Here is a 16,327-nt window from a genome sequence, read left to right on the forward strand (position 1 = left end):
GCCGGGGCCCTCGTCACGCAATCGCCACGCCCCATACACCCGGCCTCCAACATGTCCATGCCACGCTCGTCCCACCGTTCCACTCCACCCGCGTAGATCGGACACCCCACATGCTCGCGATACGCACACGGCGCCGGAAAGCGGTCGCCCTCGCCGCGGCCGCCGTCCTCGCCGGCCTGGCCGCCCCCTCCCTGACCGCGACCCCGGCCACGGCGACCTCGGCCACGACCACGAGTACGGCCCTCACCACGACGGCCGCGGACTACGACGAGACCTACTACAAGGACGCGATCGGCAAGACGGGGGACAGCCTCAAGTCGTCGCTCCACACCATCATCAGCGACCAGACCAAGCTCTCGTACTCGGCCGTCTGGGACGCGCTGAAGGTCACCGACCAGGACCCGGACAACAGCGGCAACGTCAAGCTGCTCTACTCCGGGATCTCCCGCAGCAAGACGCTGAACGGCGGCAACTCCGGCAACTGGAACCGGGAGCACGTGTGGGCGCAGTCCCACGGCGACTTCGGCACCTCGGCCGGCCCCGGCACCGACCTGCACCACCTGCGCCCCGAGGACGTCCAGGTCAACAGCATCCGCGGCAACAAGGACTTCGACAACGGCGGCAGCGGCTTCACCAATTCCGGCGGCAGCCTCACCGACTCCGACTCCTTCGAGCCGCGTGACGCCGTCAAGGGCGACGTGGCCCGCATGATCCTCTACATGGCCGTCCGCTACGAGGGCGGCGACAGCTGGCCCGACCTGGAGCCCAACGACGCCGTCACCAACGGCAGCGTGCCTCTGCACGGCCGGCTGTCGGTCCTGAAGCAGTGGAACGACGAGGACCCGCCGGACGCCTTCGAGGAGCGCCGCAACCAGGTCATCCACGACTCCTACCAGCACAACCGCAACCCGTTCGTCGACCACCCGGAGTGGGTCGAGGCGATCTGGTAGGCCCCCGGCCCGCGCTCAGTCCAGGTGCGTCGGAGCGAACATCCGCAGCACGGCCGGGAGGACGACCACCGACGGACCCGGTGCGGCCAGGGCCTTCGCGAGGTCGGCCTCCAGCGCCTCCGGCGACGTACGCACGCCCGGGACGCCGAACGACTCGGCGAGGGCCACGTAGTCGGGGCGGGTCAGCTCCGTCGCCGTCGGCTGCCCGAAGGCGTCGGTCATGTACTCGCGCAGGATGCCGTAGCCGCCGTCGTCGACGATCAGCCAGGTGACGTTCAGGTCGTACTGGCGGGCGGTGGCCAGTTCGGCGATGGAGTACAGGGCACCGCCGTCGCCGGACACCGCCAGCACGGGGTGGGTGGGGTCGGCCGCGGCGGCGCCCAGTGCCGCCGGGAAGCCGTAGCCGAGGCCGCCCGCACCCTGAGCCGAGTGCATGGTGTTGGGGGCCTTGGCGTCGAAGGCCGACCAGGCCCAGTAGGCCAGGATGGTCATGTCCCAGAAGGACGGGGCGCCGGCCGGGAGGGCCCCGCGCACGGCGGCGAGGACGTCCTGTTCCAGGGTCAGCTCCTGGGAGGCGATGCGCTCGCGGACCCGGTCCAGTACCTCCCGCACCCGCTCCGGCGCGGCCGGGTCGGTGCGCTCCTCCACCGTCTCCAGCAGCGCCTGGAGGGCGAGGCGGGCGTCGGCGTGGATGCCGAGGGCCGGATGGTTGGATTCCAGTTTGCCGAGGTCGGCCTCGATCTGGATCACTCGGCCGCGGGGCTTGAAGGTGTGGTAGTTCGAGGAGAGTTCGCCGAGGCCCGAGCCGACCACCAGGAGGACGTCCGCGTCCTCCAGGAAGTCCGTGGTGTGGCGGTCCTCCAGCCAGGACTGGAGGGACAGGGGGTGGGTCCACGGGAACGCGCCCTTGCCGCCGAAGGTCGTGACGACGGGAGCCTGGAGGCGCTCGGCCACCTGCCGGAGCTTCTTCGACGCGTCCGCACGGACGACTCCACCGCCCGCGATGATCACGGGACGTTCCGCGCGGGACAGCAGGTCCGCCGCGACCGCCGTCAGCTCGGGGCGCGGGGGCAGTTCCTCGGGGAAGGCGTCCCCGCCGGTGACCACCGGGATCGGCGTCTCGGCCAGGAGGACGTCCTGCGGGATCTCCACCCACACCGGGCCGTGCGGGACGGTCAGCGCGGAGGTCCACGCCTCCGCGATCGCGGACGGGATCTGGGACTGGGTGCGGACCGTGTGGACGGACTTCACCACGCCCCGGAAGGACGCCGCCTGGTCGGGGAGTTCGTGCAGGTAGCCGTGGCGTCCGCCGCCCAGGCCCGCCGTGGGGACCTGGCTGCTGATCGCCAGGACGGGGGCGGAGGCCGCCCGCGCCTCCTGGAGCGCGGCCAGCGAGGTGAGCGCGCCGGGGCCGGTGGACAGCAGCAGCGGGGCCGCCTCGCCGGTGATCCGGCCGTAGGCGTCCGCCGCGAAACCGGCGTTGTTCTCCACCCGCAGGCCGATGTAGCGCAGGTCCGAGCGGCGCAGCGCGTCGAACATGCCGAGGGCGTGCTGGCCGGGCAGCCCGAAGACGGTGGTCGCGCCGAGCCCGGCCAGGGTCTCCACGACCAGGTCTCCGCCGTTGCGGCCGGGGGGAGGATTCAGCGCGGCCTCCGTCTGGGCGGCGGTCGGACGGAGTACCAGGTCGTGGTCGTGGGTCACTGCGCTGCCTTCTCCTGGGCGATCTGGCGGGACATGATCGTGGTCAGTTCGTACGCGGTGTGGGAGGCCGCGACCGAGGTGATCTCGGCGTGGTCGTAGGCGGGGGCGACCTCGACGACGTCGGCCGACACGAGGTTGCAGGACGCCAGGCCGCGCAGGATCTCCAGCAGTTCGCGGGAGGTCATGCCGCCGGCCTCGGGGGTGCCGGTGCCGGGCGCGTGGGCGGGGTCCAGGCAGTCGATGTCGATGGAGATGTACAGCGGGCGGTCGCCGATGCGCTGGCGGAGCTGGTCGGCGACCTCGTCGGCGCCCCGGCGGTAGACGTCCGCGGAGGTGACGATGCCGAAGCCCATCTTCTCGTCGTCGGTGAGGTCCTGCTTGCCGTACAGGGGGCCGCGGGTGCCGACGTGGGAGAGGGCGGAGGTGTCGAGGACGCCCTCCTCGACGGCGCGGCGGAAGGGGGTGCCGTGGGTGTACTCGGCGCCGAAGTACGTGTCCCAGGTGTCCAGGTGCGCGTCGAAGTGCAGCAGGGCGACCGGGCCGTGCTTCTTGGCGACCGAGCGGAGCAGCGGCAGGGCGATGGTGTGGTCGCCGCCGAGGGTCATCAGGCGGGCGCCGGTGCCGAGGAGGTCGTCGGCGGCTGCCTCGACGGTCTCCACGGCCTCGTTGATGTTGAACGGGTTGACGGCGATGTCGCCGCCGTCCGCGACCTGGGCCAGGGCGAAGGGAGAGGCGTCCTGGGCCGGGTTGTAGGGACGCAGCAGGCGGGAGGCCTCGCGGATGGCGTTGCCGCCGAAGCGGGCGCCGGGCCGGTAGGAGACACCCGAGTCGAACGGCACGCCCACCACGGCGACGTCGGCCGTGCCGACCTCGTCCAGGCGGGGCAGCCGGGCGAAGGTCGCGGGACCGGCGTACCGCGGGACGCGGGAGGAGTCGACGGGGCCGCGGGGCGTCTCGTTGCTGCTCATGTACTGCCTTCCTTCTTACGCTTCGTCGCGTATGTACTACTGCCGTCCGACTCTACTGGGGAGCCGGGACCGGCGGTTCGGACTGGGGTTCGGGGGCCCGGCCGGCGAGGCGTTCGCGCCAGGCGGTGAGGGTCGCCTCGTCGGTGGGCCGGGTCGCCAGGGACACGGCGACGTAGACGGCGAGGGAGGCCAGCAGGCCGTAGTAGACGGGCTCGTTGGCGAGGATGCCGTAGCCCGCCATCAGGCCGACGACCGCGAGGCCGCCGACGGCGACGGCGGCCAGGGCGCCCTGCGCGGTGCCGCGCTTCCACAGCAGTCCGCCGAGGATGGGGACGAGGAGGCCGCCGACGAGGAGGTTGTAGGCGACGGTGAGGGCCTCGACGACGTCGTTGAGGGCGATGGAGATGACGATCACCGCGACGCCCATCGCGAGGATGAAGGCGCGGTTGCCCTTGACCTCGTCGTGCTCCTCCGCGCCGTCCGACGCGCGCATGACGCCGCGCAGCCGGGACCAGATGTCGTTGTTGGCGACGGTGGCGCAGGCGATGAGGGCGCCGGAGGACGTGGACATCACGGCGGCCAGGGCGGCGGCCAGGACGAGTCCGCGCACGCCCACGGGCAGTTCGTCCTTGACGATGGTGGCGAAGGCGTCGTCGGGGCTGGCCAGCTTCGGGTACAGCACCTTGGCCGCCGTGCCGATGATCGCGCCGGCCACGGCGTAGACGAGGCAGTAGGTGCCGGCGACGGTGCCGCCCCACTTGGCGGTGCGGTCGCTGCCCGCGGTGAACACGCGCTGCCAGATGTCCTGCCCGATGAGCATGCCGAAGGTGTAGATCAGCACGTAGGTGAAGATCGTCTCGCCGCCGATGCCCAGCGGGTCGAAGTACTCGGTCGGCAGTTGCGCCTTCATCTCGCCGAAGCCGCCGGCCTTGACGACCGCGATGGGCAGCAGCAGGAGCAGCACGCCGATGGTCTTCACCACGAACTGCACCATGTCGGTGAGGGTGATGGACCACATGCCGCCGAGCGTGGAGTACGCGACGACGATGGAGCCGCCCAGGACGATCGCCAGGGTGCGGTTCACGTCGAAGAGGACGTCGAAGATCGTCGCGTAGGCGATGGTGGAGGTGACGGCCAGCATCAGGGTGTACGCCCACATGACGACGCCGGAGATGATGCCCGCCCGGCCGCCGTAGCGCAGGTCGAGCATCTCGGAGACGGTGTAGACCTTGAGCCGGGCGATGCGGGCGGAGAAGAAGACGGAGAGGGCGAGGATGCCGAGGCCGATGGTGACGACCATCCAGGCGCCGGACAGGCCGTACTGGTAGCCCAGTCCGACACCGCCGATGGTGGACGCGCCGCCGAGGACGATCGCCGCCATGGTGCCCGAGTACATCGCGGGTCCGAGGCGGCGTCCGGCCACCAGGAACTCGCTCTTGGACTTGGCGCGGCGCATGCCCCACCAGCCCATGGCCAGCATGCCGGCGAGGTAGACGACGATCACGATGTAGTCGACGGCCATGAGGGGCCCTCCTTCGCGCACTCTCGGTGGCGTGTCGTGCAGTGGGACGGTCCGGTGGACTGCTCCGGTGGCGTCTCGCGGGGACATCCGCCCGTACCCGCGGCCGCCGGTCTGGATTCCGGTCCTGGTCGACACTAGGTGGCTGAAAAGCAGCTGCGAAGTGTACGTTTCATCCATTCGGGGTCATGGCAACGGAGGAAACATCCACTGTGCAGGAGTCAGCCGCCTCACCCGCGGGCCCGACGCCCCCCACCCCGCCGGTCTCCCTCGCCGCGCTGCTCGCCCGCGACGACCTGGGGCTGCGCCAGGTCACCGGTCCCCCGGCGGCGGAGGTGACGGTCCACGGGGCGCACACCTCCGAGATGTCCGACCCGTACCCGTACCTGCTGGGCGGCGAGCTGCTGCTGACGGCGGGGGTGCACATCCCGTCCGGGGCGGACGCGGGGGCCGCGTACTTCGACGGCTATGTGTCCCGGATCGTGGCGGCGGGCGGCGCGGCCCTCGGCTTCGGGGTGGCGCCGGTGCACGACACCGTCCCGGTGGCGCTGGTCGCGGCCTGTGAGGCGTACGGGCTGCCGCTGGTGGAGGTGCCGCCGCGGACGACGTTCTCGGGCGTGGCCCGCGCGGTGTGGCAGTTGATGGCACGGGCCCGGCTGGCCGAGCTGCGCCGGGTCTCCGAGGCCCAGCAGGGCCTGGCCGCCGCGGCCTCCCGGCCGGACCCGGTGCCGTCGGTGCTGCGCAGGCTGGCCACCCGGCTCGACGGGCGGGCGGTGCTGTACGGGCCCGAGGGGGCGGAGATCGCGGCGGCGGGGCGGGAACCCGGCGGGGACGTGCGGCGGGCGCTGGCGGGACTGGCCCGCTTCGTCACCGGCCACGCCTCCACCACCGCCACGGACACGGTCGCCGGCACCCGTCTCGCCGCGTACGCCCTCGGTACCGGGCCGGGCTTCGTGCTCGGGGTCGCGGCCCCGCAGCGGGAGGCCGGGGACCACACGATCGCCTCGGTCGCCGCCGTGCTGCTCTCCCTCCTGACGGGCGAGCAGCACAGCGGCTCCGGCGCGGCCCGCTCCTCGGCCCTGGTACGGCTGCTGCTGGGCGCCCGGCCTCAGGAGGTGGCGCCGCTGCTCGGCGCAGGGGACGGTGAGGGCGGCGCCCGCTGGCACGTCGTGCACGCCCGTCCGAACACGGGCCCGCTCGACCCGATCTCCGCGTCCGCCCTGGGCGCGGCCCTCGGCTCCCCCCTCGTCGACCCGGCCGGGGACGTCGTACGGGTGCTCGTCCCGGCCGGACACACGGCAGCCACCGACGCCGAGACCCCGCCGGCCGCCACCGACCCGCAGGGCCCGTCGGACACCGCCGCCACCGCCCACACCGCCTCCACCGCCCGACCGGAACCCGGCCCCGCCCCACAGCCCGGCTGGACGCTCGGCGTCAGCGCTCCCGTCGCCCCGGACGAGTGGCCGGCCGCGGATGCCCAGGCGGCGCGGGCGCTGGCCCGGGCCCGGGCCACCCGGGTGCCCCTGGTCCGGCACGCCGACCGGCCCGCGCTCGCCGACCTCGTACCGGACGGCGAGGCCGAGGCGCACGCCCGCGCGCTGCTCGGGCCGGTCGCGGCCGTCCCCGCGCTCACCGAGACCCTGCGCGCCTGGCTGTCCCTGCACGGGAGCTGGGACCGCACCGCCGTCGCCCTGTCCGTGCACCGCAACACCGTGCGGCAGCGCATCGCACGCTGCGCGGCCCTGCTGGACACCGACCTCGACGACCCGGACGTACGCATGGAGTTGTGGTTCGCGCTGCGGCGGACGTGACCGGGAGCGGAGAGGGTGACCCGTGTCCCAGCGAGCGATACGCCGGAGACTCGCGGCGGTCGGCTGCCTCACAATGGAGCCATGCCGATATCCGGGACACCCAGCCGCGCCGAACTCGCCGAACACCTCGTCAGGACGCGTATCGCGGGCGACGTCGCCACGCCCCGCGAGAACAACCTCTCCCACTACCGCAAGCTGGCGAACGGCGACCGCAACTTCTGGCTCGGCCTGGAGCTGGGCGACCGCTGGACGGACGAGCAGGACGTGCTCGCGGTGATGGCGGAGCGGGTCGGGGTCAACGACGACCCGGAGTACCGGTTCGGGCAGGACACCATCGACCCCGAGCTGACGGTGGCCGCGCTGGAGCGCATGGCCGGCCGGCTGCGCAAGGCGGCGGACGGCGGACAGCGCGTCCTGTTCGCGACCGGCCACCCCGGCGGCCTGCTCGACGTGCACCGCGCCACGGCCGACGCGCTGCGTGCCGCCGGCTGCGAGATCGTCGTGATCCCCGAGGGGCTGACGACGGAGGAGGGGTACGTCCAGCAGTTCGCGGACGTCGCGGTGCTGGAGCACGGCGCCTCGCTGTGGCACACCCACTCCGGCGAGCCGATGAAGGCGATCCTGACCGGCCTGGAGCGTGCGGGGCGCCCGCTGCCCGACCTGGTCGTCGCCGACCACGGCTGGGCGGGGTACGCCGGTCAGCACGGCGTGGACTCCGTGGGCTACGCCGACTGCAACGACCCGGCCCTCTTCCTGGCCGAGTCCGAGGGCGTCCTCCAGGTCGCGGTGCCGCTGGACGACCACGTGGTCAGCCCGCGCTACTACGACCCGATGACGGCCTACCTGCTGGCGGAGGCGGGACTGAGCTGAGCCGCTGGGCGGCCCGTACGGCCGCCACCGGTCCAGCCACCGGTCCAGCCATCGGCCCCGCGGCCGACCCGCCACCCGTCCCGCCGTCACGTCACGGCCAGGGGTTCAGCCCCTCCGAGCGGCGCTGCGCGAACCCGGGCGTCGGGTCCAGGTAAACCCGGCGCACCACCGGGAACTCCTCCCGCAGCCGCTGCTCGGCCCGCTCGCACGCCCACTCGACCTGTGCCGCCGTCGACACGTCCCGGAAGTCGATCTTGGCGGCGACCAGCGCCTCCCGCGGGCCCTGGAGCAGGGTGGTCAGCTCCAGTACGGCCTCGATGTGCTCCACCGCCAGCAGTTCGGCCCGGATCCGGTCCCGGACGGTGCGGGGCAGCGGTCGCCCGATGAGGAACTCGGCGTTGGAGCGGCCCAGCACCCAGGCGACGTACAGCAGCAGGGCGCCGATGCACAGGGAGGCCACGCCGTCCCAGACGCCGGAGCCGGTCAGCTGCCCGCCGAGCAGGCCCCCGGCGGCGAGCAGCAGCCCGGCCAGGGCGGCGGAGTCCTCCATGACGACGGCCTTGACGGCGGTGTCGGGGGTGCGGCGCAGGTAGCGGCCGAAGGGCACCTGGTAGCGGCGGGCCTCCCCGCGCGCCTGCCTGAGGCCGGTGCGCAGGGAGTAGCCCTCCAGGAGGAAGGCGACGGCGAGGACCAGGTACGCGACCAGCGGGTCGCCGGGTTCCTCGCCGTGGGTGAGGGTGTGGACGCCGTCGTAGAGGGCGAAGACCGCACCGCCGACGAAGGTGGCGACGGCGGCGAGCAGCGCCCAGATGTAGCGCTCGGGGCCGTGTCCGAGGGGGTGCTCCTCGTCGGCGGGGCGCGCGCTGCGTCTGAGCGAGGTCAGCAGCAGCACCTCGGTGACGGTGTCGGCGACCGAGTGGGCGGCCTCCGACAGCATCGCGCTGGACCCGCTGACCACACCGGCCACCGCCTTGGCGATGGCGATGCCCAGATTGGCGAAGGCGGCGACGAGCACGGTGAAGGTGCTCTCGCCGCCGGTCTCCTCGCGCGCGGGTCCGGCCATACCCCTCAGTGTTCCCGAGGGACGCGCACCACGCCTTCCTGGATGACCGTGAGGGCGAGCCGCCCGTCCTGCGTGTAGATGCGCGCCTGGGCGAGGCCCCGGCCGCCGGACGCCGACGGCGACTCCTGGTCGTACAGCAGCCACTCGTCGGCGCGGAACGGCCGGTGGAACCACATGGCGTGGTCCAGTGAGGCCCCGACGACGTCACCGACGGCCCAGCCGCCCCGGCCGTGCGCGAGCAGCACCGAGTCGAGGAGGGTCATGTCGGAGACGTAGGTGGCGAGGACGACGTGCAGCAGGGGGTCGTCCGCGAGCTTGCCGTTGGTGCGGAACCACACCTGGGAGTGCGGCTCGCGCGGGGTGCCGAAGTCGCCGAAGGGCGGGTCGTCGACGTACCGCAGGTCGACCGCGGCCCGGGCCTCCAGGAAACGCTCCACGGTGTCGGCGGGCAGGTGCGGGTAGCTCCGCAGCCGCTCCTCGCCGGTGGGCAGCGTCGCCGGGTCGGGCGCGGCCGGCATCGGGGCCTGGTGGTCCAGGCCCTCCTCGTACGTCTGGAAGGACGCCGACAGGCCGAAGATCGGCTTGCCGTGCTGGACGGCGACGACGCGGCGGGTGGTGAAGGAGCGGCCGTCGCGCAGGCGGTCGACGTTGTAGACGATGGGGGCGTCCGGGTCGCCGGGGCGCAGGAAGTACGCGTGCAGGGAGTGCGCGAGCCGGTCCTGGGGGACCGTGCGCCCGGCGGCGACCAGCGCCTGGGCCGCCACCTGCCCGCCGAAGACCCGGGGGACGACGGCGGAGCGGGAGCGGCCGCGGTAGATGTCCTCCTCGATCCGCTCGAGGTCGAGCAGATCGAGGAGGGACTGGAGTGCTTCGCTCATGTCGGGTGGCTCTGTGGTCCGCGGACCGGTCTACAGACCCATGTCCTTCGCGATGATCATCTTCATGACCTCGCTGGTGCCGCCGTAGATGCGGTTGACGCGGTTGTCCGCGTACAGGCGGGCGATCGGGTACTCGTTCATGTAGCCGTAGCCGCCGTGCAGCTGGAGGCAGCGGTCGATGACGCGGTGGGCGACCTCGGTGCAGAACAGCTTGGCGCTGGCGGCCTCGGCGGGGGTCAGCTCGCCGGCGTCCAGGGCCTCGGTCGCGCGGTCGGCGACGGCCTGGGCGGCGTCCACCTCGGCCTGGCAGGCGGCCAGCTCGAACTTGGTGTTCTGGAAGGCGGCCACCGGCTTGCCGAAGACGGTGCGGTCCTGCACGTACTGCTTGGCGAACCGGACGGCGGCCTTGGCCTGGGCGTAGGCGCCGAAGGCGATGCCCCAGCGCTCGGAGGCCAGGTTGTGGCCGAGGTAGGAGAAGCCCTTGTTCTCCTCGCCGAGCAGGTCCTCGACGGGGACCTTGACGTCGACGAAGGCCAGCTCGGCGGTGTCGGAGGTGCGCAGGCCCAGCTTGTCCAGCTTGCGGCCGATCGAGTAGCCCTCGGACTTGGTGTCCACGGCGAACAGGGAGATGCCGTGGCGGCGGTCCTCGGCCGTGGGGGCGGCGGTGCGGGCGCAGACGATGACCTTGTCGGCGTGCACACCGCCGGTGATGAAGGTCTTGGAGCCGTTGAGGACGTAGTGGGTGCCGTCCTCGGAGAGCTTGGCGGTGGACTTCATGCCCGCGAGGTCGGAACCGGTGCCCGGCTCCGTCATCGCGATGGCCCACATCTCCTCGCCGGTGACGAACTTCGGCAGGAAGCGCTTCTTCTGCTCGTCGGTGGCGAGCATCTTGATGTAGGGCAGGGCGAGCAGCACGTGCACGCCGGAGCCGCCGAAGGTGACGCCCGCGCGGGCCGTCTCCTCGTAGTGGACGGCCTCGAACTTGTGGCTGTCCATGCCCGCGCCGCCGTACTCCTCGGGCACGTTGATGCCGAAGATGCCCAGCTCGCCGAGCTTGTAGTAGAAGTCTCGCGGCGCCTGGCCGGCGGCGAACCACTCGTCGTAGACGGGGACGACCTCGGCCTCGATGAAGGCGCGCAGGGTCTCCCGGAACGCCTCGTGGTCCTCGTTGAACACCGTACGGCGCACAGCGCCACCTCCAGGGTACGTGTCTAAGCGCTTGCTCAGACTTCACCGTACCGGCGGGTAGGGAGGGGCGTCCAGAGCGGGGCACGGGTAACCCTCGTCACTCCCCGCCGCCGCGGGCGTCAGCCCGCCCCCACCGCCGCGAACGCCCCCCGCGCCATCCGGTGCAGCAGCGCCGCCGTGCCCGCGCGGCCCGGCAGGGCGCCGGGGCGGCCGAGGTGCGGGGTGGAGTTCAGGAGGCCGAAGACCGAGTGGACCGCGGAGCGGGCGGCGGGCTCGGCGACCGCCGGGTAGACCTCGCGCACCACCCCGACCCACAGCTCGACGTACTGGCGCTGGAGCTGCCGCACCATCCTGCGGTCGGCGTCCCGGAGGCGGTCCAGCTCGCGGTCGTGCAGGGTGATGAGCGGGCGGTCGTCGAGGGCGAAGTCGATGTGCCCCTCGATGAGCGAATCGAGGACCGCCTCGGCGCCCGCGCCCGCCCCGCCCCCCGCCCCGGAGCCGGTCACCCGCCCGGCCTCCGCCAGGCGCCGCTTCGCCCCGGTCAGCAGCGAGTCGCTGATCCCGACCAGCAGCTCGGCGAGCATCGCGTCCTTGCCGGCGAAGTGCCGGTAGAGGCCGGGGCCGCTGATCCCCACCGCGGCGCCTATCTCGTCGACCCCGACGCCGTGGAAGCCGCGCTCGGCGAAGAGCCGGGCGGCCTCCCTGAGGATCTGCTCGCGGCGGGTGGGGGCGTCGGTTCTGGTGGTCATGGAGCCAATTCTAGACAGGGAGGTTAGCGGTCGTTAACCTGTGGGAAATGCGTTAACGCTCATTAACTGATCGACCATCGGGTGAGGGGACCGCAGGATGCACGAGGCACCGGAGCTGACGACGGCGGCGGATCCCGCCTCAGAGGCCTTTCGGGCCAACGAGGAGGCGCACCGCGTCCTCGTGGACGAGCTGCGCGGCAAGCTGGCCGCGGCCCGGCTGGGCGGCGGCGAGCGGGCGCGCGCCCGGCACACCGCGCGCGGCAAGCTGCTGCCGCGCGAGCGCGTGGACACACTGCTCGACACGGGCTCGCCGTTCCTGGAGCTGGCGCCGCTCGCGGCCGACGGGCTCTACGACGGGCAGGCCCCGGCCGCCGGCGTCATCGCCGGGATCGGCCGGGTGAGCGGCCGGGAGTGCGTGATCGTCGCCAACGACGCCACCGTCAAGGGCGGCACGTACTACCCGATGACGGTGAAGAAGCACCTGCGGGCGCAGGAGGTGGCGCTGGAGAACCGGCTGCCGTGCCTGTACCTCGTCGACTCGGGCGGTGCCTTCCTGCCGATGCAGGACGAGGTCTTCCCCGACCGCGAGCACTTCGGGCGGATCTTCTACAACCAGGCCCGGATGTCGGGCGCCGGCATCCCGCAGATCGCCGCCGTCCTCGGCTCCTGCACGGCGGGCGGCGCGTACGTCCCCGCGATGAGCGACGAGGCGGTGATCGTCCGCGGTCAGGGGACGATCTTCCTGGGCGGTCCGCCGCTGGTGAAGGCGGCCACCGGTGAGGTGGTCACCGCGGAGGAGCTGGGCGGCGGCGAGGTCCACTCCCGGGTCTCCGGCGTGACCGACCACCTGGCCGAGGACGACGCGCACGCCCTGCGGATCGTGCGGCAGATCGTCTCCACGCTGCCCGCGCGCGGCTCCCTCCCCTGGGACGCGGAGCCGGCCGTCGAGCCCAAGGTGGACCCGCACGGGCTGTACGGCGCGGTCCCGGTGGACTCCCGCACCCCTTACGACGTCCGCGAGGTCATCGCGCGGGTGGTGGACGGCTCCCGGTTCGCCGAGTTCAAGTCCGAGTACGGGCAGACCCTGGTCACCGGCTTCGCCCGTATCCACGGCCACCCGGTCGGCATCGTCGCCAACAACGGCATCCTCTTCTCCGAGTCCGCCCAGAAGGGCGCCCACTTCGTCGAGCTGTGCGACCAGCGCGGCATCCCGCTGGTCTTCCTCCAGAACATCTCCGGATTCATGGTCGGCCGGGACTACGAGGCGGGCGGCATCGCCAAGCACGGCGCCAAGATGGTGACGGCGGTGGCGTGCACGCGCGTGCCGAAGCTGACGGTGGTCGTCGGCGGGTCGTACGGCGCGGGGAACTACTCGATGTGCGGGCGGGCGTACTCGCCGCGCTTCCTGTGGATGTGGCCCAACGCCAAGATCTCCGTCATGGGCGGCGAGCAGGCCGCGTCCGTGCTGGCCACGGTCAAGCGGGACCAGTTGGAGGCCCGGGGCGAGGAGTGGTCGGCCGAGGAGGAGGACTCCTTCAAGGCGCCGATCCGCGCGCAGTACGAGCACCAGGGCAACGCCTACTACGCGAGCGCCCGCCTGTGGGACGACGGGGTGATCGAGCCCGCCGACACCCGGCAGGTGCTGGGTCTGGCCCTGACCGCGTGTGCCAACGCGCCACTGGGCGAGCCCCGGTTCGGCGTCTTCCGGATGTGAGGAGGGGACTCGATGGGGAGTTCGATGTTCGACACGGTACTGGTGGCCAACCGCGGTGAGATCGCGGTGCGCGTCATCCGGACGCTGCGTTCGCTGGGTGTGCGCTCGGTGGCGGTCTTCTCCGACGCCGACGCGGACGCCCGGCACGTGCGGGAGGCCGACGAGGCGGTACGGATCGGCCCGGCGCCGGCGGCGGAGAGCTATCTGTCCGTCGAGCGGCTGCTGGAGGCGGCGGCCCGGACCGGTGCGCAGGCCGTGCACCCGGGCTACGGCTTCCTCGCCGAGAACGCCGCCTTCGCGCGGGCCTGCGAGGAGGCGGGGCTGGTCTTCATCGGACCGTCCGCCGACGCGATCGCCCTGATGGGTGACAAGATCCGCGCCAAGGAGACGGTGAAGGCGGCCGGGGTGCCGGTGGTGCCCGGCTCCAGCGGCAGCGGGCTGACGGACGGGCAGCTCGCCGACGCGGCCCGCGAGATCGGGACGCCGGTGCTGCTGAAGCCGTCCGCCGGTGGTGGCGGCAAGGGCATGCGGCTGGTGCGGGACGCCGCCGTGCTCGCCGACGAGATCGCCGCCGCCCGCCGCGAGGCCCGCGCCTCCTTCGGCGACGACACGCTGCTCGTGGAGCGGTGGATCGACCGGCCCCGGCACATCGAGATCCAGGTTCTGGCGGACGGCCACGGCGGCGTCGTGCACCTGGGCGAACGCGAGTGCTCGCTCCAGCGGCGCCACCAGAAGATCATCGAGGAGGCGCCCAGCGTGCTCCTCGACGAGGCGACCCGCGCCGCGATGGGCGAGGCGGCCGTGCAGGCGGCACGCTCCTGCGGGTACCGGGGCGCCGGCACGGTGGAGTTCATCGTGCCGGGCGGTGACCCCTCCCGGTACTACTTCATGGAGATGAACACCCGCCTCCAGGTCGAGCACCCGGTGACCGAGCTGGTCACCGGCCTGGACCTGGTGGAGTGGCAGTTGCGGGTGGCGGCGGGCGAACCGCTCGGGTTCACGCAGGACGACGTCCGGCTGACCGGGCACGCGGTCGAGGCCCGCCTGTGCGCGGAGGACCCGGCGCGCGGCTTCCTGCCCTCCGGCGGCACCGTGCTGCGGCTGCACGAGCCCGAGGGCGACGGCGTGCGCACCGACTCGGGGCTCAGCGAGGGCAGCGAGGTCGGCAGCCTCTACGACCCGATGCTCTCCAAGGTGATCGCCTACGGCCCCGACCGCGCCACCGCCCTGCGCAAGCTCCGGGCGGCCCTGGCCCGGACGGTGACGCTGGGCGTGCAGACCAACGCCGGGTTCCTGCGCCGGCTCCTCGCCCACCCGGCGGTGGTGGCGGGCGAGCTGGACACCGGGCTGGTGGAGCGCGAGGTCGACGGCCTCGTCGCCACCGGCGTGCCGGAGGAGGTGTACGAGGCGGCGGCGGCCGTACGGCTGGACGCGCTGCGTCCGCGCGGGGACGGCTGGACGGACCCGTTCTCGGTGCCGAGCGGCTGGCGCATGGGCGGCGAGCCGAAGCCGGTCTCCTTCCACCTGCGCGTCACCGATCCGGTGGAACACGCCCCGCGCGGCGCCCACACCGTCACCGAGGACCGCGTGTCGGTGACGCTGGACGGCGTCCGGCACACCTTCCACCGCGCCGCCGACTGGCTGGGCCGCGACGGCGACGCCTGGCACGTGCGCGACCACGACCCGGTCGCCGCCTCCCTGACGGGCGCCGCCCACGCGGGCGCCGACTCGCTGACCGCGCCCATGCCGGGCACGGTGACGGTGGTGAAGGTCGCCGTCGGCGACGAGGTGACCGCCGGGCAGAGCCTTCTGGTCGTGGAGGCGATGAAGATGGAGCACGTCATCTCCGCCCCGCACGCCGGCACCGTCGCCGAGCTGGACGTGGCGCCGGGCGCGACGGTCGCCATGGACCAGGTGCTGGCGGTCATCACCCCTGCCGCAGAGGGCGAGGAGGAGACGGCATGAACACCCCCGAACCGGGCCTGCCCATGACCGTACCGGCCGAGGGCCTGCCCGCCCGCGTCCGTGTCCACGAGGTCGGCGCGCGCGACGGCCTCCAGAACGAGAAGGCGGTCGTTCCGGTCGAGGTGAAGGCGGAGTTCATCCGCCGGCTGGCCGGCGCGGGCCTGACCACCATCGAGGCGACGAGCTTCGTGCACCCCAAGTGGGTACCGCAGCTGGCGGACGCCGAACAGCTGTTCCCGGCGGTGGCCGGGCTGCCGGTCGACCTGCCCGTGCTGGTCCCCAACGAACGGGGGCTCGACCGGGCGCTTGCGCTCGGCGCCCGCCGCGTCGCGGTCTTCGCCAGCGCCACGGAGTCCTTCGCCAAGGCCAACCTCAACCGCACGGTGGACGAGGCCCTGGCCATGTTCGCGCCGGTGGTGGCGCGGGCCAAGGAGGAGGACGGCGCTCACGTACGGGGCTACCTCTCGATGTGCTTCGGCGACCCGTGGGAGGGGCCGGTCCCCGTCGAGCAGGTGGTGAAGGTGTGCCGGGCCCTGCTGGACATGGGCTGCGACGAACTGAGCCTCGGCGACACGATCGGGGTGGCGACGCCGGGCCATGTCGGCGCCCTGCTCACCGCGCTCACCGGCGCCGGTGTCCCGGTGGACACGCTCGGCGTCCACTTCCACGACACCTACGGCCAGGCCCTGTCCAACACGCTGACCGCGCTGCGGCACGGCGTCACCACGGTCGACGCCTCCGCCGGCGGGCTCGGCGGCTGTCCCTACGCCAAGTCCGCCACCGGCAACCTCGCCACCGAGGACCTCGTGTGGATGCTGCGCGGCCTCGGCATCGACACCGGCGTCGACCTCGGCCGTCTCGTCGCCACCAGCGTCTGGATGGCCGCCCACCTGGGCCGACCCAGCCCTTCCCGGACCGTTCGAGCCCTCTCCCACCAGGAGCAGTGACAGC

At 73.0% G+C, this 16,327-nt stretch carries 13 protein-coding genes; 6 read left to right on the top strand and 7 right to left on the bottom strand.

Annotation, left to right across the window (positions count from 1 at the left end):
- Nucleotides 1–110 precede the first annotated feature (110 nt).
- Complete coding sequence (locus tag SAM23877_RS13185) at nt 111–950, top strand: endonuclease I family protein (protein ID WP_053131263.1); 840 nt, start codon at nt 111–113, stop codon at nt 948–950.
- Between the two features lie 15 nt (nt 951–965).
- Here the strand turns inward: SAM23877_RS13185 and SAM23877_RS13190 are convergent, their stop codons facing one another.
- The 3 genes from SAM23877_RS13190 to SAM23877_RS13200 are packed head-to-tail and all read right to left on the bottom strand — an operon-like array spanning nt 966 to nt 5,141.
- Nucleotides 966–2,651, bottom strand: coding sequence for a thiamine pyrophosphate-binding protein (locus tag SAM23877_RS13190; protein WP_053131266.1), 1,686 nt, complete (start codon nt 2,649–2,651; stop codon nt 966–968).
- Nucleotides 2,648–3,619, bottom strand: coding sequence for an agmatinase (speB, locus tag SAM23877_RS13195; protein ID WP_053131269.1), 972 nt, complete (start codon nt 3,617–3,619; stop codon nt 2,648–2,650). Before speB ends, SAM23877_RS13190 begins: the two co-directional genes overlap by 4 nt.
- A gap of 52 nt (nt 3,620–3,671) precedes the next feature.
- Nucleotides 3,672–5,141, bottom strand: coding sequence for a sodium:solute symporter family protein (locus SAM23877_RS13200; RefSeq protein ID WP_053131272.1), 1,470 nt, complete (start codon nt 5,139–5,141; stop codon nt 3,672–3,674).
- Nucleotides 5,142–5,326: 185 nt separating this feature from the next.
- Between SAM23877_RS13200 and SAM23877_RS13205 the strand changes: the two genes are divergently transcribed.
- Nucleotides 5,327–6,949 (top strand): PucR family transcriptional regulator, encoded by a 1,623-nt coding sequence (locus SAM23877_RS13205; protein WP_053131275.1) that lies wholly within the window; start codon nt 5,327–5,329, stop codon nt 6,947–6,949.
- A gap of 81 nt (nt 6,950–7,030) precedes the next feature.
- Nucleotides 7,031–7,819, top strand: a complete 789-nt coding sequence (locus SAM23877_RS13210) for a phosphatase (protein ID WP_053131278.1) — start codon at nt 7,031–7,033, stop codon at nt 7,817–7,819.
- Between the two features lie 91 nt (nt 7,820–7,910).
- On the opposite strand, the gene SAM23877_RS13215 is transcribed toward SAM23877_RS13210, so the two are convergent.
- The 4 genes from SAM23877_RS13215 to SAM23877_RS13230 form a co-directional block, all read right to left on the bottom strand.
- A complete protein-coding gene (locus SAM23877_RS13215; protein WP_053131281.1) occupies nt 7,911–8,882 on the bottom strand; it encodes a cation diffusion facilitator family transporter in 972 nt (323 codons plus the stop codon).
- A gap of 5 nt (nt 8,883–8,887) precedes the next feature.
- Complete coding sequence (locus SAM23877_RS13220) at nt 8,888–9,760, bottom strand: acyl-CoA thioesterase (protein WP_053131284.1); 873 nt, start codon at nt 9,758–9,760, stop codon at nt 8,888–8,890.
- Nucleotides 9,761–9,790: 30 nt separating this feature from the next.
- The gene (locus tag SAM23877_RS13225) at nt 9,791–10,948 is read right to left on the bottom strand and encodes an acyl-CoA dehydrogenase family protein (protein WP_053131287.1); all 1,158 of its coding nucleotides are present in this window, start codon (nt 10,946–10,948) and stop codon (nt 9,791–9,793) included.
- Nucleotides 10,949–11,067: 119 nt separating this feature from the next.
- Complete coding sequence (locus SAM23877_RS13230) at nt 11,068–11,697, bottom strand: SACE_7040 family transcriptional regulator (protein ID WP_053131289.1); 630 nt, start codon at nt 11,695–11,697, stop codon at nt 11,068–11,070.
- Nucleotides 11,698–11,794: 97 nt separating this feature from the next.
- Here SAM23877_RS13230 and SAM23877_RS13235 point away from each other — a divergent pair, with 97 nt between their 5' ends.
- From SAM23877_RS13235 to SAM23877_RS13245, 3 genes are read left to right on the top strand one after another with little or no spacing between them, the layout of a single operon-like run.
- On the top strand, nt 11,795–13,411 hold the full coding sequence (locus tag SAM23877_RS13235; RefSeq protein WP_053131291.1) for a carboxyl transferase domain-containing protein: 1,617 nt from the start codon (nt 11,795–11,797) through the stop codon (nt 13,409–13,411).
- Between the two features lie 24 nt (nt 13,412–13,435).
- A complete protein-coding gene (locus SAM23877_RS13240) occupies nt 13,436–15,376 on the top strand; it encodes an acetyl-CoA carboxylase biotin carboxylase subunit (RefSeq protein ID WP_053131294.1) in 1,941 nt (646 codons plus the stop codon).
- Complete coding sequence (locus SAM23877_RS13245; protein WP_053131297.1) at nt 15,373–16,323, top strand: hydroxymethylglutaryl-CoA lyase; 951 nt, start codon at nt 15,373–15,375, stop codon at nt 16,321–16,323. Before SAM23877_RS13240 ends, SAM23877_RS13245 begins: the two co-directional genes overlap by 4 nt.
- Nucleotides 16,324–16,327: the final 4 nt, after the last annotated feature.

Source organism: Streptomyces ambofaciens ATCC 23877 (assembly GCF_001267885.1).
GTDB lineage: Bacteria > Actinomycetota > Actinomycetes > Streptomycetales > Streptomycetaceae > Streptomyces > Streptomyces ambofaciens.